The sequence below is a fragment of the Desulfosarcina sp. genome, assembly GCF_046496365.1.
Taxonomy (GTDB): domain Bacteria; phylum Desulfobacterota; class Desulfobacteria; order Desulfobacterales; family Desulfosarcinaceae; genus Desulfosarcina.
Window position 1 is genome coordinate 41,813 of record NZ_JAWOHB010000165.1, and the last position, 21,571, is coordinate 63,383.

The 21,571-nt window shown below is 59.4% G+C and carries 14 protein-coding genes; 8 read left to right on the forward strand and 6 right to left on the reverse strand.

Translation table 11 applies throughout. The annotated features are described in order from the left end of the window. Positions 1–29: 29 nt before the first annotated feature. The 6 genes from R6V78_RS17055 to R6V78_RS17080 form a co-directional block, all read right to left on the reverse strand. A complete protein-coding gene (locus R6V78_RS17055) occupies positions 30–1,013 on the reverse strand; it encodes an undecaprenyl-diphosphate phosphatase (protein ID WP_410290580.1) in 984 nt (327 codons plus the stop codon). Positions 1,014–1,135: 122 nt separating this feature from the next. Further along, positions 1,136–2,569, reverse strand: a complete 1,434-nt coding sequence (locus tag R6V78_RS17060; protein ID WP_410290581.1) for an RtcB family protein — start codon at positions 2,567–2,569, stop codon at positions 1,136–1,138. A 150-nt stretch (positions 2,570–2,719) separates the two neighbouring features. Then, a complete protein-coding gene (locus R6V78_RS17065; protein WP_410290582.1) occupies positions 2,720–3,235 on the reverse strand; it encodes an archease in 516 nt (171 codons plus the stop codon). 22 nt (positions 3,236–3,257) lie between these two features. Further along, entirely contained in the window at positions 3,258–5,183 is a 1,926-nt protein-coding gene (locus tag R6V78_RS17070) for a molybdopterin biosynthesis protein (RefSeq protein WP_410290583.1), read from the reverse strand. Between the two features lie 166 nt (positions 5,184–5,349). Further along, the gene (gene glp, locus R6V78_RS17075; protein WP_410290584.1) at positions 5,350–6,576 is read right to left on the reverse strand and encodes a gephyrin-like molybdotransferase Glp; all 1,227 of its coding nucleotides are present in this window, start codon (positions 6,574–6,576) and stop codon (positions 5,350–5,352) included. Positions 6,577–6,938: 362 nt separating this feature from the next. Then, positions 6,939–9,590, reverse strand: a complete 2,652-nt coding sequence (locus R6V78_RS17080; protein ID WP_410290585.1) for a DEAD/DEAH box helicase — start codon at positions 9,588–9,590, stop codon at positions 6,939–6,941. 291 nt (positions 9,591–9,881) lie between these two features. On the opposite strand from R6V78_RS17080, the gene R6V78_RS17085 reads away from it, so the two are divergent. From R6V78_RS17085 to R6V78_RS17120, 8 genes are all read left to right on the forward strand, one after another. Continuing rightward, positions 9,882–10,484, forward strand: coding sequence for a DUF3786 domain-containing protein (locus R6V78_RS17085; protein WP_410290586.1), 603 nt, complete (start codon positions 9,882–9,884; stop codon positions 10,482–10,484). Positions 10,485–10,800: 316 nt separating this feature from the next. Next, positions 10,801–12,216: a DUF3696 domain-containing protein gene (locus R6V78_RS17090; RefSeq protein WP_410290587.1), complete on the forward strand. Its 1,416-nt coding sequence runs from the start codon at positions 10,801–10,803 to the stop codon at positions 12,214–12,216. 444 nt (positions 12,217–12,660) lie between these two features. After that, on the forward strand, positions 12,661–13,587 hold the full coding sequence (locus R6V78_RS17095; protein WP_410290588.1) for a hypothetical protein: 927 nt from the start codon (positions 12,661–12,663) through the stop codon (positions 13,585–13,587). Positions 13,588–13,624: 37 nt separating this feature from the next. Beyond that, positions 13,625–15,061 carry a DUF3375 domain-containing protein gene (locus R6V78_RS17100; protein ID WP_410290589.1) on the forward strand — a complete coding sequence of 479 codons (1,437 nt, stop codon included), beginning with the start codon at positions 13,625–13,627 and terminating at the stop codon, positions 15,059–15,061. 21 nt (positions 15,062–15,082) lie between these two features. Further along, on the forward strand, positions 15,083–15,715 hold the full coding sequence (locus R6V78_RS17105) for a DUF4194 domain-containing protein (protein ID WP_410290590.1): 633 nt from the start codon (positions 15,083–15,085) through the stop codon (positions 15,713–15,715). Further along, positions 15,715–19,086 (forward strand): ATP-binding protein, encoded by a 3,372-nt coding sequence (locus tag R6V78_RS17110; RefSeq protein WP_410290591.1) that lies wholly within the window; start codon positions 15,715–15,717, stop codon positions 19,084–19,086. The genes R6V78_RS17105 and R6V78_RS17110 overlap by 1 nt, the downstream gene beginning before the upstream one ends. Next, a complete protein-coding gene (locus R6V78_RS17115) occupies positions 19,083–20,336 on the forward strand; it encodes a DUF3322 domain-containing protein (protein WP_410290592.1) in 1,254 nt (417 codons plus the stop codon). Before R6V78_RS17110 ends, R6V78_RS17115 begins: the two co-directional genes overlap by 4 nt. 25 nt (positions 20,337–20,361) lie before the next feature. Continuing rightward, positions 20,362–21,411 carry an XdhC family aldehyde oxidoreductase maturation factor gene (locus tag R6V78_RS17120; RefSeq protein WP_410290593.1) on the forward strand — a complete coding sequence of 350 codons (1,050 nt, stop codon included), beginning with the start codon at positions 20,362–20,364 and terminating at the stop codon, positions 21,409–21,411. Positions 21,412–21,571: the final 160 nt, after the last annotated feature.

Genomic DNA, 21,571 nt, shown 5'->3' on the forward strand with positions numbered 1-21,571 from the left:
AATTTCGTCCAAGTCGGAGACTGTGTCGGTTACATCGTCCCGGCAACGATCCACACGGAGGTCACCAGGGCCAACACCACCCGGTAGTAGCCAAAAACAGCCAGACCGTGTCGGTTCAGATAGGAGACCATCCATCGGACCGACACCACTGCCGAGACAAAGGCAAACAGCAGACCGATGGCAAGGGGAGCGGCGTCGAAGGTCTGAAGCATTACCTGGCCCTGTTTGAGGGCGTCATAAGCCGTGGCCGCACCCAGGGTAACTACGCCCAGTAAAAAGCTATACTCCACGGCAGCCGACAGCGACAGCCCAATCATCAACCCGCCCACAATGGTCACCAGGCTGCGGCTCACCCCCGGCCACATGGCGATGCACTGTGCAAAACCAATCACCAGGGCCATGCGCCAGGTCAGATCTTCAAGGGATAGGCCCGCATGGGCCTGGCCGCGATTCTTCCGGTTGCGCCGACTGACCACCAGGATGGCCGCCCCACCCACGAACCAGGCGGCTACCACCGGCCAGAGCCCGAAGAGGTAGGCCTTGATAACCCGGTTCAGCAGCAGCCCGATGATGGCTGCGGGAAAGAATCCGGCCGCCACATTGGCCAGCAACCGGGATCCGTCCGGGTCCTTGCCGGTCACCCCCCGCAGCATCTGTTTGACGCGCCTGAAATAAAGCCCCAGTACGGCAATGATGGCGCCTGCCTGAATGCAGATGGTGTATGCATCGGCTGCATTTCTGGTGCGCTGTCTTTCCGCTGCCGAGGTTGATTGGGAATCACCAATGCCCATCAGTCGCTGCGCCAGAAGCAGATGTCCGGTCGAACTGACCGGCAGATATTCGGTCAGACCTTCGACCACGCCAAGGATCATCGCCTGACCGACCGTCATCGCCGCCCTTTTGTCTTCGGCACCGGTTGGGGATACGGAACGATCGCCCATGGCGGCGCCAGTACTGCAGGTGAGCAGCAATATGACGATCCCGGTGAGATGGACCCAACTCGATTTTCCCAAGCCGATTTGCGCTCCTTTTTGACCGGTCCGACCTGAACCCTGGGACTGCCGGCCCCATCCCTGATTCTTGTGCACCTTGACCCTTGATGAACTGGTAAAAAGTCGATTTTCGGACGGTGCCGTCAACCCTTGATGACGCACATCGGCTTAATCCGGGCTACCTTCCTGGACAGGCCTGCGCCCTGAACCGCATCCACCACCTGATCGATATCCTTATAGGCGTCGGGCATCTCTTCGGCCAGGGTGCTGCGGCCGGTCCACCTGACCAGGATGCCTTTGTCCGCCAGTTCACGATTGATTGAACGACCTTTGCTTTGCTTTTTAGCTGCCGTGCGGCTGAGCACTCGTCCAGCCCCGTGGCAGGTGGATCCGAAGCTCTCATCCATGGCGGTCTGGGTGCCGGCCATTACATAGGAGGCGGTGCCCATGTCTCCGGGGATCAGGATCGGCTGACCGGTCTGCCGGTAGGCCGCGCAGACCGCCGGGTGGCCAGGGGGAAAGGCCCGGGTGGCCCCTTTGCGGTGCACGCACACGGTCCGCTGTTTTCCATCCACCGTGTGCTCCTCCCGCTTGGCGATGTTGTGGCAGATGTCGTACACCTGGTGCATGGCCAGGTCGCGCGGACCGATGCCCAGCACCTGCTGGAAGGTTTCCCTGGCACGGTGCAAAAGGATCTGACGGTTGGCCCAGGCGTAATTGGCCGCACAGGCCATTGCGGCCAAATAGTGCCGGCCGGCGTCGGATTGGATCATGGCACAGGCCAGCTGGCGATCCGGCAGCAAAATGCCTAATGTCTTGACGTGTTTGGCCATGAAGGCCAGCGAATCGTCGCAGACCTGATATCCCAGCCCGCGGGAACCCGAGTGCAGCAGAACGGTGACCTGGTTCCGGAAAAGGCCGAAGGTCCGGGCTGCTGGCGCATCGAAAATTTCATCCACCACGCCCACTTCCAGAAAATGATTGCCGCTGCCCAGCGTACCCAACTGCTTGACCCCGCGCTCCAGGGCCCGGTCGCTGACCACGGAGGGGTCGGCTTCGGTCATGCAGCCGCCGTCTTCGGTGCGCTCCACGTCCAGCGGCTCTCCGAATCCATGGCGGACAGCCCAGCGGCCGCCTTCCCGCAGCACCTTGATCTCCTCTTTGGACGACAGCTTGACCGACCCGGTTGAGCCCACGCCGGACGGGATGTTCTGGAACAGGGCGTTGACCAGCTGCTCCAAAACAGGACGGACCTCTTTTTCCTCGAGACCGGTGGCGGCCAGGCGCACGCCGCAGTTGATGTCATAGCCCACCCCGCCTGGAGAGATGACCCCGTTATTCCAGTCGAAGGCGGCCACGCCGCCGATTGGGAACCCATAGCCCCAGTGCATGTCGGGCATGGCCATGGCGGCTATGAGAATGCCCGGCAACGTGGCCACGTTGGCTACCTGCTTCAGGGCTTCCTCTTCGCGCAACGCTGAGGCCATGCGGTCGCTCATGAAGATCCGACCCGGCACATTCATGGATCCGGATTTGGGGATTTCAAAACAGAAGGGGCTGATTCGTTTCAGTTCCATATCAACCTCCCGCCAGTGACCATCCGAAAATGGCATCTTGCAGCCCAGGCCAGCGTTCTCGCAATCCTCGACGCAGCGCTGCTACGCCTGCGGTTTCGAAAACGCTGTGGCCTTGCCCTGAACCACAAGCTACCATTTCTAAATGGCCATTTAGACATCAAACAATACCGTTGCTTCCCAGTCGTCGGTCGTATGACTCACATCGATCTGGTGGTAGGTGACAGCCTTGATTTCGTGAAGAATCTCATGACGATCGGGCTGATAGCGGTCGGTGGATACACGGGCGCAGACGGCAGTATTTGAGATGTGAACAATCTCGATGCGTTTAACCAATTTTTCATTGCCAGTCCACAGGTAGAGCAGCTCTCGCAGGTAGTTGACCATGAGATCCGCCGGATCGTCGCCGGTGACGGCCACCTCGATTATCTCTCTTGGTTTCAACCGCTCCGGTTTGGTGATCAGATCAAAGAGGGCCAGGCCGGCTTTTTTAAACAGATCGGCCTGATCAGTGCCGCTGACACGTATTCTCATATCCGCGGTGTGGTCCAAGATGGTGTAAAAATGTCGCATAGTTGAACGCGCTCTTTGTGAGGGTGGGTTGACCCCCTGAAGCGTTATACTGATTAACAGATAACCCTTGAACATCGAACGACCACCAGTCAACATCCAATGAAAAACAAACCGTTATCTACAAGATGCGGCCGGTTTTCGTCGTGCTGTACCCGCCCAACGCTTCCACCCGACTTTGGAACACATCGCTATTGATGGTCTCCAGCAGGATCTGGATGTTGCCGGACTCAAAATGGGCCTGGGGAATGATCAAATCGTACTGCTCGGTGACCACGGGGATAAAATCCAGACCTAACGCCTTCGCCGCGGCATATATCCCCAATCCGGCATCCGCCGATCCGCTCAGCACCGCCACGGCCACATTCATGTGGGTGAACTCTTCACTGGCATAGCCCCTGATACGCTCCGGTGAGAGACCGATCTGCCCCAGCCGGTAGTCGAGCAGGATCCGTGTGCCCGAACCGCCCTGGCGGTTCATGAAGACGACGTCGTCGCGCCCCAGGTCTTCGATGCCCGTGATGCCTTTGGGATTGCCTTTGGGGATGATAAGGCCCTGGTCGCGCATCACCAGGTTCACCAGGCGGACGGGTACGTCAGGCAGATAGCGTTTTACATAGGAATGGTTGTATTCACCGGTTTCCGTATCCAGCAGGTGGGCGCCGGCCAGGTGGCAAACGCCTCGTTTGACGGCCATGAGTCCACCCATAGAGCCCACGTGGCTGGAAGAGAGGGTCAAGGCCGCGTCGCCGGCACGCAGCTGATCGGCCAGGACGTCCAGGGTGTTGTCGTGGCTGCCCACGATGACGATGGTGTTGCGGATGGCGGGCAGCGGCTTGAGCAGTTCGGCAACGACCGGGTCGCTGTCCTTGATTCCTTCCGACTGGCGGGGGATGCGGACAATGCCGTCGGCCTCGGTGATGCTGGTGATCATGCCGGCTCCCCGGGGCAACGGGGTGGCGACGATGCGATCGCCCACCTGTCCCAGTTTGACTCGCAGGAACTCTTCCACCCCCAGTTTGGAGGCGATCTTGCGGGTGGGTACCACGGCAACGGTCTGGCGCGGGTGGTCGGCAACGCCCAGCATGCGCTTGATCAGGGGCTGGACGAACTGTTCGCAGGCGATGATGGCGGACACCGGGTAGCCGGGGATGCCGAAAAAGGGTTTGCTTCGTATATCGCCCAGGATCACCGGCTTGCCGGGCATGATGGTCACCCCGTGGACCAGGAGATGTCCCAGATCCTGGAGGACGGGCAGGGCGTAGTCCTCGGAACCGGCTGACGATCCGCCGATGGTCATGACCATGTCCACCTCACCGGCCACGGCGTCGGCCACCGTTTGCCGGATCAGATCCAGGTCGTCCAGGACCCGGTCGTGCCTCACCGCCTCGCCGCCGCTGGCCTCGATTATTTTTTCCAGCACGTAGGCGTTGGTCTCCAGCACCTGCCCCGGTTTCAGGTCTTCGGGGGCGGTGGTGCGCCAGTCCACCAGCTCGGAGCCGGTGGGGATGATCAAAACGCGCGGTTTTCTTCTCACCGGTACCTGATAGATGCCGCCCGAGATCAGGGCGCCGACGCAGTATGGGGTTACCGTATGGCCGCGGGGGTAAAGCAACTCGGTGGCCACGATGTCTTCTCCCATTTTGCGCACATGCTGCCAGGGAAAGGCAGGCGCCTCGATGCGGATGCGATCCTCGCCCACGGTCTGGATGTTCTCGATCATGATCACCGCATCGGTGCCCTCGGGCATGACGTGGCCGGTGTTGAGAAAGCGGGCCTGGGTTCCCACGGCCAGCTCTTTGGGTCGGGTTTCGCTGGCGCCGAAGGTCTCTTCCGCCTTCACGGCGATGCCGTCCATGGCGGCGGCGTGGAAGTTCGGAGACGACACGGCTGCCGTTACCGGTTCGGCCAGTACCCGGTTCACCGCATCGGGGGGCGACACGGTTTGGGCGGTCATGGTGCCGATGCCGGGAAAATGGTCGAAGAGGATCTGCCGGGCTTCCTCCAGGGGCTTCATCCTCAGGTATATGTTGCGTTTGGGATTCACAGGAGCAGCTCCATGTATGGTTGATTCTATTTTAAGTGTTGAGCGATGGGTTTGTATCAAACCGGAAGTGTTAAGGAAAGGCGTTGAGTCGGTCTGCCATTTTGTTTCCTCGAATCGATGGAATACATCAGCATGACGATTAATGCTTCACAATTAACCTATTCGTTCATAAAGGTATCACCTCGACCGTTGTCCCCTTTTCCAGCCCTTCCGTATTCATGCCGATGGCGATGAGGCCGTCGGCCTTGACCATGGTGTTGATCAGACCTGATTTGCCCAGGATCGGTTCGGCCGTGATGTGGCCCTCGGCGGCATTCAGACGCACGCGGACATAATCCACCCGCCCCTGGGCCGAGGCTAGGTTGCGGCTCAGGACGGCCTGAAGCGGGAATCGTCGGGTGGTTTCCGATAGTCCGCACAGGCGGTCCAGAAAAGGACGGACCACCACGGAAAAGACCACCATGGCGGATACGGCGTGGCCGGGAAGCCCCCAGAAGGCCTTGCCGCCTGAGCGGGCCAGGATGGTAGGCTTGCCGGGGCTGATGGAGATGCCGTGAACCAGAATTTCGGTATCGGACAGGGCGTTGAGCACCTCCACGGTGAAATCCCTGGCTCCCACCGAACTGCCGCCGGAAATCAAGACCATGTCGGTTTGTTCCAGGGCGCGCCGGCACTTGTCCATGAGGTCGTCACGGTCGTCCCTGACGATGCCGAAGACCATCGGCACGGCGCCGACCGCCAGCACCTGGCCGGACAGGGTCTGGGTGTTGATGTCCCGGATCTGTCCTTCACCGGGCACCCGATCCACCGGCACCACTTCGTCGCCGGTGGAGATGATGCCCACCCGGGGGCGTCTGAAAACGGCGATCTCCGTTTGTCCGCAGGCGGCCAGCAGTCCGGCCTCCTGGGGACGGATTCGTGTGTTTCTTGTCAGCGCCGGCCGGGTATGTTGGATGTCTTCGCCTTTTTCGATGACGTGCTGGCCCGGGGCCACACTGCGATAAGCTTCGATGGTGGTGTCGTCCAGCTCATCGGTATGTTCCACCATGATGACGCTGTCCGCACCGTCGGGCAGCATGCCGCCGGTGGCGATCCTGGCCGCCTCCCCGGGGCCGATGGAAAAGCCGGGCCGGACGCCCATCCTGATCAGCCCGCGTATGTTCAGATAGGCGGGGTTGGCCTCCGATGCGCCGAAGGTGGAGGATGCTTTCACGGCAAACCCGTCCATGGTGGACCGGTTGAAATCGGGAATGTCCACATCGGAATAGATATCCTCGGCCAGCACCCGATCCAGGCACTCAGCCAGCGGGACGGTCTCCATGCCCACCGGTATAAATGACGAAACGTGGGCCAGAACCCCTTCGATGGTTTCAACGTTGAAAAACTCTTTCATGACATGGATCTTTATATCATAATAGAAACGATGGAAACAGAAACAATGGCAACCTGTGTGAATCATGCGGATGAATCAGCCGGCCTGGTGTGCATGAAATATCAGATTCATTTTTGTGAGCAGTGCGCCCGGTGCCGGGATCCGAAACTGTTTTGCAAACACCGGACCGCCTGTATTATCTGGTTTAATACGAAACTCTGCGGGTTGACCGGCACGGCTGAGACCGGAGAATCATCAAATGATTCAAGGCTTAAGAATCCATAGGCATACGGCTATAGCTGGTGACGCAGAAAGCCGTACTTCTGGTACGCCTCAGTGACGAAGGCTGACGCGTAACGCAGATATCTTTATTTTGGAATCCGTCATTTTGCCCCCAACCCCACCATGCTCGCCAGGGAGCGGGCCATGCTATCCAGGAAGGCTTCGTCGGGAAGGGTTATGGTCATGTTCAACCGGCCATCCGCCGTTCTCTCCATGCAATCACCCAGCTTGGCTTTGAACGCGCCGGCCAGTTCTTCCAAGCCGTCGCCGTTGGCCTGATCCGCGAACATTTCTCCAATAAAGGCAAATGCGGCCCCCACCAGCTGACCGCCGGCAGCCGCCACCTTCGCCTTTCTGGCCAGGGCGGCCGCGGTTTGGTGGGCTTCGGCCTTCATGCTTTCATCCTCGGCCGCCTCGGGCCGGGCCCCCAGCAGGATCTCCATGCGGCGCTTGAGCTCCTCCATCCCCGTGCTCATGTCCACCTGGCTGGTGTCCGCGTCCGGATCCAGAACCGCCAGGGCGAGTTGATGCTTGGCCGACAGGGTGGCCAGCAGGTTCTCCTCCAGGGTGTCGGTGGTGACCAGCAAAAAGACCTGCACCGGCTGTTTCTGACCCATGCGATGGGCCCTGGCGATGCGCTGCTCCAATACGGCCGGATTCCAGGGCAGATCCACATTGATCACGGTATTGGCGGCCTGCAGGTTCAGGCCCGTGGCACCGGCATTGGTGGCGAGGAAAAGCATGCAGGCCGGATCGTTCTGGAAGCGGTGGATCAGCTCCTGGCGTTTTTTCTGGGGCACGGAGCCGTCCAGGCGCACATAACTCATCCGGCGGGCTTCCAGAAGCGGTACGATCAGGTTGAGCATGGTGGTCCACTCTGAGAACAGAATGATCTTGCGGTCCGCTTCGGCCCCGAGTTGATCCAGCAGACCACCCAGTTCTTCCAGTTTGCTGGAGTATCCCGGGGCCTGCTTGTCCACCAGAAAGGTGCTGTCGGCGCACATGCGGCACATGAGCAGGGCCTTTTGCAGCCGCAGCAGGTCCATTTCCGACAGGTACTTCTTGTTGATGATGGTCTGAATGATGCTGCGATGGCCCTTTTGCATGTCGAGCTGTTCGTCGGTGGGGGCGATGCGGATCACCTCGGTGGTGCGCGGCGGCAATTCATTCAGCACCTGCCGGCGGGTACGGCGCAGTAAAATCGGGCGCAAGGCCTCACGGAGTAGGTCCAGCTGCTTATATCCCAGCAGTTTACCCTTTTCATCCACCACCCGGTGGCGGTTGAAAAACCGGAATGCCGGGCCCAGGCGCCGGTCGTCGATAAACTCAACCACGGAGAAGAGTTCTTCGAGCCGGTTCTCCAGGGGCGTGCCGGTCAGCACCAGGGCAAAGGTGGATTTAAGGGCCTTGACGATCCGGCTGGTTTTGGCTTCCCAGTTCTTGATGCGCTGGCCTTCATCGAGGATGATCAGGTCCCAGGCCACGCGTTCGATGGCCAGGATATCGCGCAGCACCTGTTCGTAATTGCAGACGGTAAAAAACTGGTCGTTTGCATACTGGGCCGCCCGCTCCTTGTGGCTGCCCAACACCAGGCGGACGCTGCGATCGCTGAAGCGTCTGATTTCGCTGCGCCACTGGGATTTGAGGGAGGTCGGGCAAATGATCAGCACCTTGGCCACCGCAAAATGGCGCGAGAGCAGCTCGGCCACACCGATCCCCTGAATGGTTTTTCCCAGACCCATGTCATCGGCCAGAACGGCCCGTCCGGCTCCGGCCGCAAAGGCGATGCCGTCCAGTTGATAGGGCCGCAGTTCGGTCTTGAGCAGGGTATTTCGCAGGGGATGGGCCGCCGGATCCCTGCGGATCTCGTCCACCACCGCCGCCATGCGTCTTTGAAACAGCAACTGCTGAATGTAAGCCTCGGCATCCGGATAGATCGTCACCGGCGTACCCAGGCGTTCCACCCGGCCAATGCGCTGCAACAGATCCTTTGGATCCTGGATGGCTTTGTCCTTCAGTGCTGCCAGTTCGGAGCGGATCGGTTCTTCAAGCTCGTCGGGCAGCAGCAGGCGAAGTTCCAGGCCCTCTCCGTAGCGCAGGTAGACGGCGATCTCTTCGACGACTGCCGGTGTGTTTTGGACTGCCTTGGAAAATTTGGCCCGGCCACGCTCCAGGGCGTAGAGGATATGCTTGCAGGTACCCAGGGTGTTTTTGCGAAAATCGGGGCAGGCGCAATACGATTCACCCGGTTGCCAGCCGCGCAGGGCCAGGCGGTAGCTTTTGCCGGACAGCGGATTGGTGACGACGTAGTCGGTCCACAGCTGCTTGGGATCCATGGACTGGAGGCGCAGCTTTTCCTCACCGGACCGCCGGCGACGCTCGGCAATGGCCTGGACGATGAGGTCCGCTTCGCTGAGGTTTTCCATGGGAGCGCGTTCAGGTGGCGGCGCCGACAACCCCAGGGCGAGTTTTTCCTCCAGAACCAGGGACAGGGCCGCCCCCTGATGCACGCATGCGCCGCGGCAGACGCTGCAGCCCAGGTCGAAACGCTGTCGCTTGTCGTTGCTAAGGCCGATGATCACCGTGGCCTCATCTACGTTCAGGCGGAAGTGTCGATCATCCAGGGTCACCTGCTCATCCAGGTCGATCTCGAATTTGCCGCCTTCCATGATCAGCTCCCGGCCCCGGGGCCCCAGCAGCTTGCAGGCCTGCAGAAAGGAGAGATGGGAGAGTTTGTCTCGCAGGGTTCTCATAACACGCCTCCTGATTGATCGAATCGGTTCGGCCCTCTATACCGCTCTATGCTTTTATTTGCAACGTGGGCGGGTAAAATGATATCTGTTTTGGGAGCCGGCTTCAAAATGCCCCATTTCGGTCAATATCGGTGTTGGGTTCACATTTCAATCCTCGAAATATCTACAGTATTCCTCCGGTTGAAATGATCGCCCGCCTTGATCTTGACCGAACTGCCACCTTTTGAAACAGCATCCTGGAAAGGTTCGGGCGGGTATAACCATGGATTCATGAAGGATGGACGCGAGATAATGACCGACAACTACCTGAAACTGGCCAAGGCCAATCTGGAGCGGCTTTATGGGAATCTACCGGGGGATCTGGAGACGACTCTTCCCGCTGAGAAAGCCGGGCAAACCTATGCGTTTTCGGCATTCGGCCAAACGTGCGTCATTTCACCGGAAGGCATCAGCCTGGACGGTGTTGAACCGCCCGGCGTGATCGGCATCCTGCTCTCCCTTTATGCCTTGAATGCCACCACCGACCTTCCCGTCCTTGAACCGCTGCGGGCGTTCAAGGAATTTCCCAATTCGGCGTCCTATGTGGGCGCCTTCGCTTCCCACACCGAGCAGATTTTGGTTCCGGCGGTGAGTACGATCGAAATGCAAGCCGCAATGATCCGGGAACGCTTGTCCGGTCAGGTTGCCCCCGCCTCGGCGGGCGGTGATTTCGCCTTCGTGGTGCGGCCGCTGCCCAAGATTTTCCTGTGTTATATCTTTTACGAGGCCGACGAGGATTTTCCGCCGTCGGTGACCTGTCTCTTTTCCAACAACGCCAACCGGTTCATGCCCATGGACGGACTGGCCGATGTGGGCGAGTATACATCGAAAACGATTCTGAGGCTGGTTGGGTAACGGTGGCAACCTGTACCTCGAGTCGGGGAAAAGGCCCGTCTGCGGTTTTTGCCAACCGCTGACTACTCCCCGTGGTAAACGCATAAAATATACTAAAATAATTGACTTTTTCATTGTCTACAGTTAACAAAACCTCTTGGGAAAACAACATATATCTTAGAAAGGCATGATAACAAAAGAACGCTGCTTGTTTTATTTTAAAAAACGAGGACAGAATTAAAACAAGTCGTTCCGGTATTGATGTTTGCCACCTTAAGGGTTGATCCGGAGTTTTGTGGCAGTTGTCTGCGCCGGTATGGATCAGCATGACTGGGAGATGAGCAAGCTGCTTAAAAAGTTGCGAATAAAAAATTTTAAAGGATGGAAAGACACCGATACCATTCGCATGGCCCCGATTTCCTTGTTCTTCGGTGCCAACAGTTCCGGTAAGTCGAGCATCGGCCAATTCCTGATGATGCTGAAGCAAACCGTTGAGTCGTCCGACCGCAAGGCGGTGTTTTACCCCGGCGGGAAAAATTCGGCGGTCCAGCTTGGCTCCTATCAGGAGATGGTCTTTCACCGTGATCCGAAGAACAAGATAGCGTTTGAATACCAATGGTCACTCCAGGACATGTTGAAGTTCAAAGATCCTGTCTCCGGGCAGTCGTTTTCGGGTGATGCGCTTTCATTTCAGGCAGAAGTCGGGCTGGGTGACAAAGACCAGCACGCGTTGGTGCTTGACCAGCTCAGGTATGAATTAATTGAGCGCGAAGAAATCCGGCTTTCTCTCGGGATGGAGCGAAAGCCGGAAACAAAATCCGATTACAAGGTCGAAGCCACCAATTATGCGCTGAAACGCAAGCAAGGGCGTGTCTGGTACCCTGGTGCGCCGGTTCGGTTTTATGGATTTCCCGATGAGGTGGTGGCCTACCATCAGAACGCTGACTTTGTTCAGGCACTTAACCTGAGGCACGAAAAACTCTTCAGGTCGCTTTGCTATCTTGGCCCGCTTCGTACCAAGGCCGAGCGGTTGTATTCATGGACCGGCATCGAGCCCGAAAGTGTTGGCTATTCAGGGGAAAATACCGTGGCAGCCATATTGGCGGCGCGCAACCGCAAAATCAGCCTTGGCTATAAGCGTCCCGCCAAGCCTTTCGAGGAAATCCTGGCGATCAAACTCAAGGAAATGGGTTTAATCGAGGCGTTTAAGGTCAGCCCTATATCTGAGCAGCGCCAGGAATATGAGGTCAAGGTACGTACCAAAGGCTCAAAAGATTGGGTGGATCTTCCGGATGTCGGATTTGGTATTTCCCAGGTGCTCCCCGTTCTGGTTCAGTGTTTCTATGCGCCACCGGGATCGATAATCCTGATGGAACAACCGGAGATACACCTTCACCCCAGTGCTCAATCGGCTTTGGCCGATGTGATGATCGATGTGATCAACTCCAGGGAAAATGGCGCCTACAGGAATATTCAGGTGATAATCGAGACCCACTCCGAGCACTTCCTCCGGCGGATGCAAAGGAGAATTGCCGAGGAGGCAGTTGATCAACAAAAAATTTCAGCCTATTTTGCCAACATAACCAAGGCGCCAGCCACACTGGAACCTTTGCAGATTGATCTTTTCGGAAATATCCAGAACTGGCCGGAGAACTTTTTTGGTGATGAGATGGGAGACATTACCGGACAGGCCAAAGCAGCAATGAAAAAGCGGATGCAACAAAGCCCATCGAGTTCGAAGGTTTCCGAATGAGTAATCTCCCGAAGAAAAGCCTGGTCGATACCAATGTTCCCAAAACGGTAAATTTTGCACTTACCCCGAACACGATTCCCCAAGAATTGACCGGTTGTGTTCTGGCCTGCGTTGAGGCCATCGGCCATCGGAAGGTAATTATCTGCGGTTTGATCAGGGAGACTGGTTGGCCCAAAGAGCCAAGTTGGTCCGTCATGCGTTTGTCCAGGCAGTAGATCAGCACTGGTCACGTTCAGGAATTAAAGCCAATCGGTTGATGTCGGACGTCTATTCATGACAACTTCCCACATAGACCAGAACCAGGCATGGTATTGCAGCGTCTTGAATAACAGCGTCTGCAAACTCATCGGAGTGTAGGTCCTGTGAAGGCAGACAGGTCTCTGCCTGGTCTTTTCAGTTCAACCGGCCTAAGAAAATGGCGGGCGAACAATACCGGATAGGAACATGGGCAAAATCAAACGCAAGGCACCCGGGCGCGGGCCTATCGCCCAAAAAACGATCAAGGCGCTTTCCAGGCAGGCCAATCAAAAAGTTCTTGATCTGCAGGTTTATCGCCATGCCCGGCAAAACGCGGCGGAACTCGAGAAAACCATTATCTCGGAAAAAGAGATGGCCGGTCTGGACCCGCTGCATGCCATTTATGCCTATGCGCAGAACAAGCTGTCGGTCATGGTCGAGCAGCTTTCGGATTTGCCCGCACTCTCACGCCTGGTAAAGGCCTACACCGATGCTGAAGATGTGTATCTGCCTTCCGGGCCGCCCATGAGCCCGCTGACCGGCGCCTATTTTAGCTGCTGGGGTTTTTTCGATCTCTGCGTTGGACTCAAGAAAGAATCCTTGGCCACGGTGGCCATCGATGTCGGTAAGGCCATGGATTTGGATCCGGGGTTGATCACGCTTTTCGATCTCATGCAGCGTTCCAGAATGGGCCTCTACCTTCACGAAGGGGCAACCGATGGCCTTGTCTGTCTTACCGAGTTCATCACCAACCAATCCGTGAAAGCGATTGTTCCCGCCGGCTATTCGGGCGAGTCCGGGGAGATCTGGTTTACCCGGTTGCTGCCCGAACCGTTTCCGGACCAGAGCAGAGGTTATTCCCTCGTTTTCATAACGCCGTATATCCTGGGAGAGTTGAATGGAAGTCGATACACCACCGGCCCAGTGGCCCAGTGGGAGGCCTTTTTTGAAAGGACGCTGCCCAAAACGGGGATCAAGGCGCCCGTACCTGCCTACGAAAAGCTCATGAAATACGGATTGGCCCGCAATTACTGGAATGCGTACATCATGGACAGCTTTTTGAATTCACGGGCTGAAATGATCATGCTGGCCGGTTATCCGGACGTGCGGGCGAGCCTTCCCCACGCCATCTAAAATTCGGCAGGGATGTCAATCATTAAGGAACCTTGAGATGGATTTCACCAACCTCACCACCCTGCGCAAAACCCATCCGGCCTGGCGGCTGCTCATGGCCGACCATGCGCCGCTGATCGCCAGTTTTCTGCACCGGGTGTTCATCCAGCCCAACGTGCGGGTGATGGCGCAGCAGGACCTGGCGGCCAAACTCGAGGATGAACTGTTCCATCTGCGGGAGACGCTGGGCATCGAAGACTTTGCCCGCGGTGCCGGCGACTATCTGGATGAATGGGCCCGCAACGACAAGGGCTGGCTGCGCAAGTTCTACCCGCCGGGGTCCGACGAGGCCCATTTCGATTTGACGCCCGCCGTCGAAAAGGCGCTGGCCTGGCTGGAAGGCCTGACCCGGCGGACGTTTGTGGGTACCGAGTCGCGCCTGTTGACGGTTTTTGAACTGCTGCGGCAGATGGTCACCGGCGCCGAGGCCGATGCCGACACCCGCATCGCCGAGCTGGAAACGCGCAAGGCGGATATCGACCGGCAAATCGCACGTATCCGCAGCGGCGACCTGGCCCTGCTGGACGATACGGCCTTAAGGGACCGATTTCAGCAGGTGGGTTCGGTCGCGCGGGAACTGCTGGGCGATTTTCGGGAGGTCGAGCATAATTTCCGTCAGCTCGATCGCCATGTGCGCGAGGAGATCGCCACCTGGGAAGGACGCAAGGGGCTGCTGCTGGAACGGATATTCGGTGAGCGCGATGCCATTGCCGATTCGGATCAGGGCCGCAGCTTTCGCGCCTTCTGGGACTTTCTGATGTCTCCGGCGCGGCAGGAAGAGCTCTCCGAACTGCTCGACCACGTCTTTGCGCTGCCGGCCATTGACAGCCTGGACACCGATCCCCGCCTGAAACGGATCCACTACGATTGGCTGGAGGCGGGCGAGCAGACCCAGCGCACGGTGGCCCGCCTGTCGCAGCAGTTGCGGCGCTACCTGGACGATCGGGCCTTTCTGGAAAACAAGCGCATCATGCAACTGCTGCGCGAGATCGAAGCGTCAGCCCTGGCCGTGCGCGACGCTTTGCCGCCGGGTGGCTTTATGGATATCGACGAACCGGCCCCCACGATTCACATGCCCATGGAACGGCCGATGTTCTCCCCACCGGTTAAACCGCTGATCACGGCCGAGGTGCGTGCCGGCGATGAGACGCGCATCGACGCCGACGCACTTTTCGACCAGGTCATCGTGGACAAAGTGCGGCTGCAGGCCAATATACGCCGCCTGCTGGCGGTCCGCCACCAGATCACGCTGCGCGAGGTGACCCTTGAGCACCCCATCCAGGAGGGGCTGGCCGAGCTGGTGACCTATCTTTGCCTTGCAGCCGACGATGAAAATGCGCTATTCGATGAAGCCGCACCCGACTGCATCGCGTGGCGGGACGAACAGGGCAAGGAGCGCACGGCCCGCCTTCCGCGGGTGATTTTTAACCGTTAAGCAGGACAGGTAAGCCAACCCATGCAACCCGAAGCACCCCCATCTTCAGTGGCCTCGTCCGATGGCGACACGTTGTCCAAGGTCGTCGTCCTGTTGATGAAAGGGGTCCTCTACCAGGAGATCGATCCGGGCTTGTGGCAGCACATGTTGAACCTGCAGGCCCGTATCAGGGATTATATGGCGGTGATGGGGCTGAACCTGATGCTGGATGAGGCCGAGGGCTACGCCTGGCTGCATACCCGTGAGCCTGCCGAAGACGAACAGCCGCCGCCGCGCCTGATCGCTCGCCGCCAGCTCTCCTATCCCGTCAGCCTGATGGTGGCGCTGCTGCGGCGCAAGCTGGCCGAAACCGACGCCGGCGGTGGGGATCCGCGTCTGATCCTGTCGCGCGACGACATCCTCGAGATGGTGCGCACCTTTTTGCCGGCCGGTACCAATGAGGCCCGCCTGGTCGATCAGATCGACGCTCACCTCAACAAGATCGTGGATCTGGGATTCGTCCGTCGCCTGCGCGGGCAGCCTCATCTGATCGAGGTTCGACGGATTCTCAAAGCGTTCGTCGATGCCCAGTGGCTCAACGCGTTTGACGCCCGGCTCAAGGCCTACCGTACCCATCTGGCCGGGGAGAACGCAACCGCGGAGGAAGGCGCCTGATGGCCCGGCAGGAACTGCTCGATTTTGCGGTCAGCGACGCGCTGGCCGGCTTCCGTTTAAGGCGCCTGGAGGTCTACAACTGGGGAACCTTTCATGACCGTGTCTGGACCTTGCAGCTGGGCGGGCATAACAGCCTGCTCACCGGCGATATCGGCTCGGGCAAGTCCACCCTGGTGGATGCGGTGACCACCCTGCTGGTGCCGGCCCAGCGAATCGCCTACAACAAGGCTGCCGGGGCCGACAGCCGGGAGCGGTCGCTGCGCTCCTACGTGCTGGGGTTTTACAAGTCCGAACGCAGCGAAACCGGCCAATCCGCCAAACCCGTGGCCCTGCGCGATCACAACAGCTATTCCGTGATTCTGGGGGAGTTCCGCAACGACGGCTACAGCCAGGATATCACCCTGGCGCAAGTGCTCTGGCACAAGGACATGCAGGGGCAGCCGGGCCGTTTTTATGTAATGGCCGACCAGCCGCTGACCATCGCCACCCATTTCGCGAATTTCGGCAGCGACCTGAACCAGCTGCGCAAACGCCTGCGCGCCGCGTCCGGTGTGCACCTGTTCGACAGCTTCCCGCCCTATGCAGCGCTTTTCAGGCGCCATTTCGGTATCGACAACGAACAGGCCCTGGATCTGTTCTTGCAGACGGTTTCGATGAAATCCGTGGGCAACCTGACCGCGTTTGTCCGCGACCACATGCTCGAAGCGGCCGATGTGCAGCCGCGCATCGATGCCCTGATCGGCCACGTCGATGACCTGAACCGCGCCCATGAAGCCGTGCTCAAGGCCAAACGGCAGATTGCGCGCCTGACGCCCCTTGCGGCCGACTGCGCCCGGCACCGCGGCATCATGCAGCAGCGCACCCATCTGCGCACCTGCCGGGATGCTTTGCAGGCATATTTTTCCGCGCTCAAAGCGGATTTGCTGGTCCGGCGGTTGGCCAACCTGCGCGATGAGCAGCGCCTGCTGGACCAGCAGGTGGCCCAGTTTTCGCTTAAGCAGCGCGAGCAGGCGGGGAACCGGGACCAGCTGAAACAGGCTATCGCCGAAAACGGGGGCGACCGCATCGAGCGCCTCAAGGCGGAGATCAAGGAAAAAACCGACCGCAAGGCCCGGCGCAAGGAACGCGCCGGGCGCTACCAGCACCTGGCTCAGCAGGCCGGTCTGCCCGGGACAATGACCATCGAGGCGTTCGTGGAAAACCGCAACCGCATCGACGCCCTGCTGAGCGACCTGGCAAGGCAGGAAGCCAATCTTCAGAATGCACACACCGAGGCCGCCGTTGAGCTGCAGGGGTTGAGGCTGCAGCATGAACAGCTGAACGGGGAAATCGAATCGCTGCGCCAGCGACGAAGCAACATCGACGCCAAACAGATCCGCATCCGCCGGATGCTCTGCGAGGCGCTTACAATCGACGAGGCGGACATGCCCTTTGCCGGCGAGCTGATCCAGGTCAGGGAAGAAGCGGCGGCCTGGGAGGGGGCCGCCGAGCGTCTGCTGCACAATTTCGGCCTCTCCCTATTGGTTCCCGAACGCCACTGCGGCGCGGTGGCCGGCTGGGTGGACCGTACCCACCTGCGCGGCCGGTTGGTCTATTTTCGCGTTCGTGACCAGCGCGTCGGCGGGACGACCGGTCTGCACCCCGAATCGCTGGCGGCCAAACTGGACATCAAGCCGGACGCTGTCTTTTATTACTGGCTGGCGCATGAACTGGGACGGCGATTCGACTTTGCCTGCTGCGAGACCCTGGAACAGTTCAGCCGCGAGCAGCAGGCCGTCACCCGCGCCGGGCAGATCAAATCGGGCGGCGTGCGCCATGAAAAGGACGATAGGCATCGCCTGGACGACCGCAGCCGCTACGTATTGGGTTGGCGCAATGCACCCAAAATTGCCGCCCTGACCGGCCGTGCCGAACAGCTCGAACGGGCCATGCAGGCAACCGCCGATACCATCGCCGACCTTCAAGACCGCCTGCAGGATCTTGCCGCGCGTAAAAGCGCCCTGGAGAAACTGGGCGAACTGCGCGACTTCAATGAAATGGACTGGCAGTCGCTGGCCCGCGGCGTTGCCGACCTGGAGGCGGAAAAAAAGGCCTTGGAAGCCGCCTCGGATGTGCTGGCCACCCTGGGTCGTCGGCTGGCTGAGTTGGAGCAAGCCATGGCCGACAACGCCGCCGCGCTGGATGCGAGCAAGAAAAAGCACGCTCAAAATGAGGAAAAACAGCAGCAGACCGACCGGCAATTGAACGAATGCCGGCAGGCGGGCAGTGAAACCTTCGATGCCCAACCAGCCGAATGGGTCGCATCGCTGGAAGCATACCGATCGGAATCGCTGGGCGAACACCGCCTGAGCGTCGAGTCCTGCGACAACCACGAGCGCAAGATGCGCGATTGGCTGCAGATCAAAATCGATGCAGAAGACCGGCGCCTGAAAACGCTGGAAGAACGCGTCATCAAGGCCATGCAGGATTATCGCCGCGATTATCCCCTGGAGACCCAGGAGACCGATGCCCGTCTGGAGGCTGCCGCTGAATACGAAAGCATGCTGGCCCGACTGCAGGCCGACGATCTGCCGCGCTTCGAGCGAAAGTTCAAGGAACTGCTCAACGAAAACACCATCCGCGAGATCGCCAATTTCCAGTCCCAGCTCAACCGTGAGCGCCAGACGATCCGGGAGCGCATCGACCGCATCAACCGCTCCCTGACCGATATCGAATACAACCCGGGCCGTTTCATCCAGCTCGAAGCCCAGCTCAATCCGGAAGCCGACATCCGCGACTTTCAGCAGCAGCTGCGGGCCTGCACCGAAGGCAGCCTGACCGGATCGGAGGACGACCAGTATGCCGAAGGCAAGTTCCTGCAGGTCAAGCAGATCATCGATCGCTTCCGTGGGCGGGAAGGCACCAGCGAGCTGGATAAACGCTGGATGCGCAGGGTGACCGATGTGCGCAACTGGTTCCTCTTCGCCGCTTCCGAACGCTGGCGCGAGGACTGCAGCGAGTATGAGCATTACACCGATTCCGGCGGCAAATCGGGCGGCCAGAAGGAGAAGCTGGCCTATACCGTGCTGGCGGCCAGTCTGGCCTATCAGTTCGGCCTGGAATGGGGCGCGGTGCGCTCGAGAAGCTTCCGTTTTGTGGTGATCGACGAAGCCTTCGGCCGGGGCTCGGATGAATCCACGCGTTACGCCCTGGAGCTTTTCAAGCGGCTCAACCTGCAGCTGCTGATCGTCACCCCGCTGCAAAAAATCCACATCATCGAACCGTATGTGGCCGGCGTCGGGTTTGTGCACAATGAGAACGGCCAACACTCCCAGTTGCGCAACCTGACCATCGAGGAATACCGCGCCGAACGGGAGGCCCGTTCCGCATGACCGCCTGGACACGCCCGCAGGAGATCCAGGCCCGGCTGCAAAAGCTGTGGAACCGGGGACATCTCTTGTCAGCCCAATTGACCGCGGAACCGCTTTTCCCGCTGCGGGTGCCGCTGAAATGCCCGACCCCGCGCGAACTGGGAGACCATTACGGCGAGGTGAAAGCGTGGGTCGACGAGCTGGTGCGGCAGGCCGGATCGGGCCGGGGCAAAACCTACGATCTTGAATGGCGTGCGGTCAACCACCGCCAGCTGGGCCGCAACCAGCTACCGGTTGCCGCCATTTTCGAACAGCCGGCCGCCGCGCTGGGCTTTATCGGCAAACAAAAGCAGGCCGAGGCCTTCGAAGCCCTTTACAGCCAGATCGCCAGGAGGTTTCCCGACCTCGAACCCTGGTTGGCCCGAAAACCGCTGATCGCCCTTCGGCACCAAAAAAGCTGGGCCAGGCTGCTGGCGGTGCTGGCATGGTTGCGGGATCACCCCCGGCCCAATATCTACATTCGCCAATTGGAAATCCCCGGCATCGACACCAAGTTTATCGGGCATCACAAAAAGCTCCTGGCCGAATTGCTGGATATCGTGCTGCCGACCGCGGCTATCGATCACAGCGCCAGGGGTGTCGCCGGATTCGAGCCGCGTTACGGGTTTTTCTCAAAACCGGCCCAGATCCGCTTTCGCCTGCTCGACCCCGATTTGTTCATTGCCGGGCTGTCGGATCTGCAGATTCCGGCCGATGAGTTCGCCAGGCTCGATCCGCCCGGTGTGGAGCGGGTTTTCATCACCGAAAACGACATCAATGGGCTGGCTTTCCCGGCGCTGAAAAAATCGATGGTCGTTTTCGGACTCGGTTATGGCCTGGAGCGACTGGCCGCCTCCGCCTGGCTGGGCGGCAAAAAGCTATACTACTGGGGAGACATCGACACCCATGGCTTCGGCATGCTGGATCAGATCAGGCATTACTTCGCGCACACGCGTTCTCTGCTGATGGACCTTCGCACACTGATGGAGCACCAACTCCTCTGGGGCAACGAACAGGCGCCGCTCCATCGCGATTTGCCCCGTCTGGATCCTGCGGAAACTGCCGTGTACGAAGGACTAAGGCAAAATCAGTGGGCGCCGGCACTGCGACTGGAACAGGAGCGAGTCTCTTATACCATCCTGAAAGAGGCGCTTAAAGGGGCCATCTCCTCCGAATTTGACGCACGATCCAATGGCGCTCTCCACGGGTGCCGGCAAGGGCCGGGTCCGTAAGCTTAAGAGAAAGGAAAAGGTACCCATGATCATGATTGTACAGGCGGCCTGCGACCTGCTGGAAAGCGGACAAACCTTCGTTCTGGCCACCATCGTCGATCATAGGGGTTCGACCCCGCGCACGTCGGGCAGCAAGATGATCGTCACCGCCGACGGTCGCGGAATCGGCACCATCGGCGGCGGACTGCTGGAGGCCGGGGTCATGTCACGGGCGGTGGAACTGATCCCGCAGCAACAATCGGCCATCCTGCCCTTTGACCTGAGCCACGACATCGTCGATAGCATGGACATGATCTGCGGGGGACAGGCCGAAGTGCTGCTGGACTGTGTGTTGCCCACGGCAATGAATCGGACGGTCTTTGATCGATGGCGGCGGATGCTGGATGAACGGCAAAAAGGGTGCCTGCTTACCAGTGTGATCGGATCCGGGAATACGGTGAGCGCCATTGCCCACGGCCTGGTTACCGCCGCGGGCGAAGTCACCGGCGATTTGCCCCTGTCCGAATTCAAACGGGAGAAGGTGTTGACGGCGGCAGCCGGATCGTCAACGCTCCAATCCCTGATGTTCGACGGCGCCTTCGTGGTGCTGGAGCCGGTGCAACAGGGGGCCACCGCCTATCTTTTGGGTGCCGGCCACGTGGCCCAGGCGACGGCGGCCATAGCCGCCATGGTGGGGTTTCGTGTGTCGGTTGCCGACGACCGGGAGGAGTATGCCAACCGGAAACGGTTTCGCGATGCCTCCGAGATCCGGGTGCTGGAAAGCTTCAACGATGCCTTTGCCGGCCTGGCCGTGGGCGGGGATGATTTTATCGTCATTTTCACCCGGGGGCATCTTTACGACAAAACGGTTCTGGCCCAGGCATTGAAAACCGATGCGGGCTATATCGGCATGATCGGCAGCCGCAGAAAAAGAGGCGCCATCTACGCAGCGCTTTTAAATGAAGGATTCTCACAGGCGGATCTCAATCGGGTATGCTCGCCCATCGGCCTGGCGATTGGCGCGGAAACACCCGAAGAGATCGCCGTGAGCATCGTGGCGGAGATGATCCGCCATCGTGCCGGGGCGGCGTCCTGAAAAGCAATCCAACGGCCAGGGGTTTTCCGGTTATAAACTGGCATCCCCTATCCGCTCACACGCAGCATCCAGTCTCCATGATCGGCTGTTTCCGGGAAAACTGTTGGAAACAAAGGGGGCGCCGGCGCCCCCGTGATCACTCCGCGACCATCCGGCAGGG

Excerpts from the sequence above, each read along its gene's own strand:
- R6V78_RS17100 (WP_410290589.1), top strand. The coding sequence starts at position 13,625 with ATGGATTTCACCAACCTCACCACCCTGCGCAAAACCCATCCGGCCTGG.
- R6V78_RS17110 (WP_410290591.1), top strand. The coding sequence starts at position 15,715 with ATGGCCCGGCAGGAACTGCTCGATTTTGCGGTCAGCGACGCGCTGGCC.
- R6V78_RS17115 (WP_410290592.1), top strand. The coding sequence starts at position 19,083 with ATGACCGCCTGGACACGCCCGCAGGAGATCCAGGCCCGGCTGCAAAAG.
- glp (WP_410290584.1), bottom strand. The coding sequence starts at position 6,576 with ATGAAAGAGTTTTTCAACGTTGAAACCATCGAAGGGGTTCTGGCCCAC.
- R6V78_RS17105 (WP_410290590.1), top strand. The coding sequence starts at position 15,083 with ATGCAACCCGAAGCACCCCCATCTTCAGTGGCCTCGTCCGATGGCGAC.
- R6V78_RS17060 (WP_410290581.1), bottom strand. The coding sequence starts at position 2,569 with ATGGAACTGAAACGAATCAGCCCCTTCTGTTTTGAAATCCCCAAATCC.
- R6V78_RS17085 (WP_410290586.1), top strand. The coding sequence starts at position 9,882 with ATGACCGACAACTACCTGAAACTGGCCAAGGCCAATCTGGAGCGGCTT.
- R6V78_RS17095 (WP_410290588.1), top strand. The coding sequence starts at position 12,661 with ATGGGCAAAATCAAACGCAAGGCACCCGGGCGCGGGCCTATCGCCCAA.
- R6V78_RS17090 (WP_410290587.1), top strand. The coding sequence starts at position 10,801 with ATGAGCAAGCTGCTTAAAAAGTTGCGAATAAAAAATTTTAAAGGATGG.
- R6V78_RS17065 (WP_410290582.1), bottom strand. The coding sequence starts at position 3,235 with ATGTTGACTGGTGGTCGTTCGATGTTCAAGGGTTATCTGTTAATCAGT.
- R6V78_RS17120 (WP_410290593.1), top strand. The coding sequence starts at position 20,362 with ATGATCATGATTGTACAGGCGGCCTGCGACCTGCTGGAAAGCGGACAA.
- R6V78_RS17080 (WP_410290585.1), bottom strand. The coding sequence starts at position 9,590 with ATGAGAACCCTGCGAGACAAACTCTCCCATCTCTCCTTTCTGCAGGCC.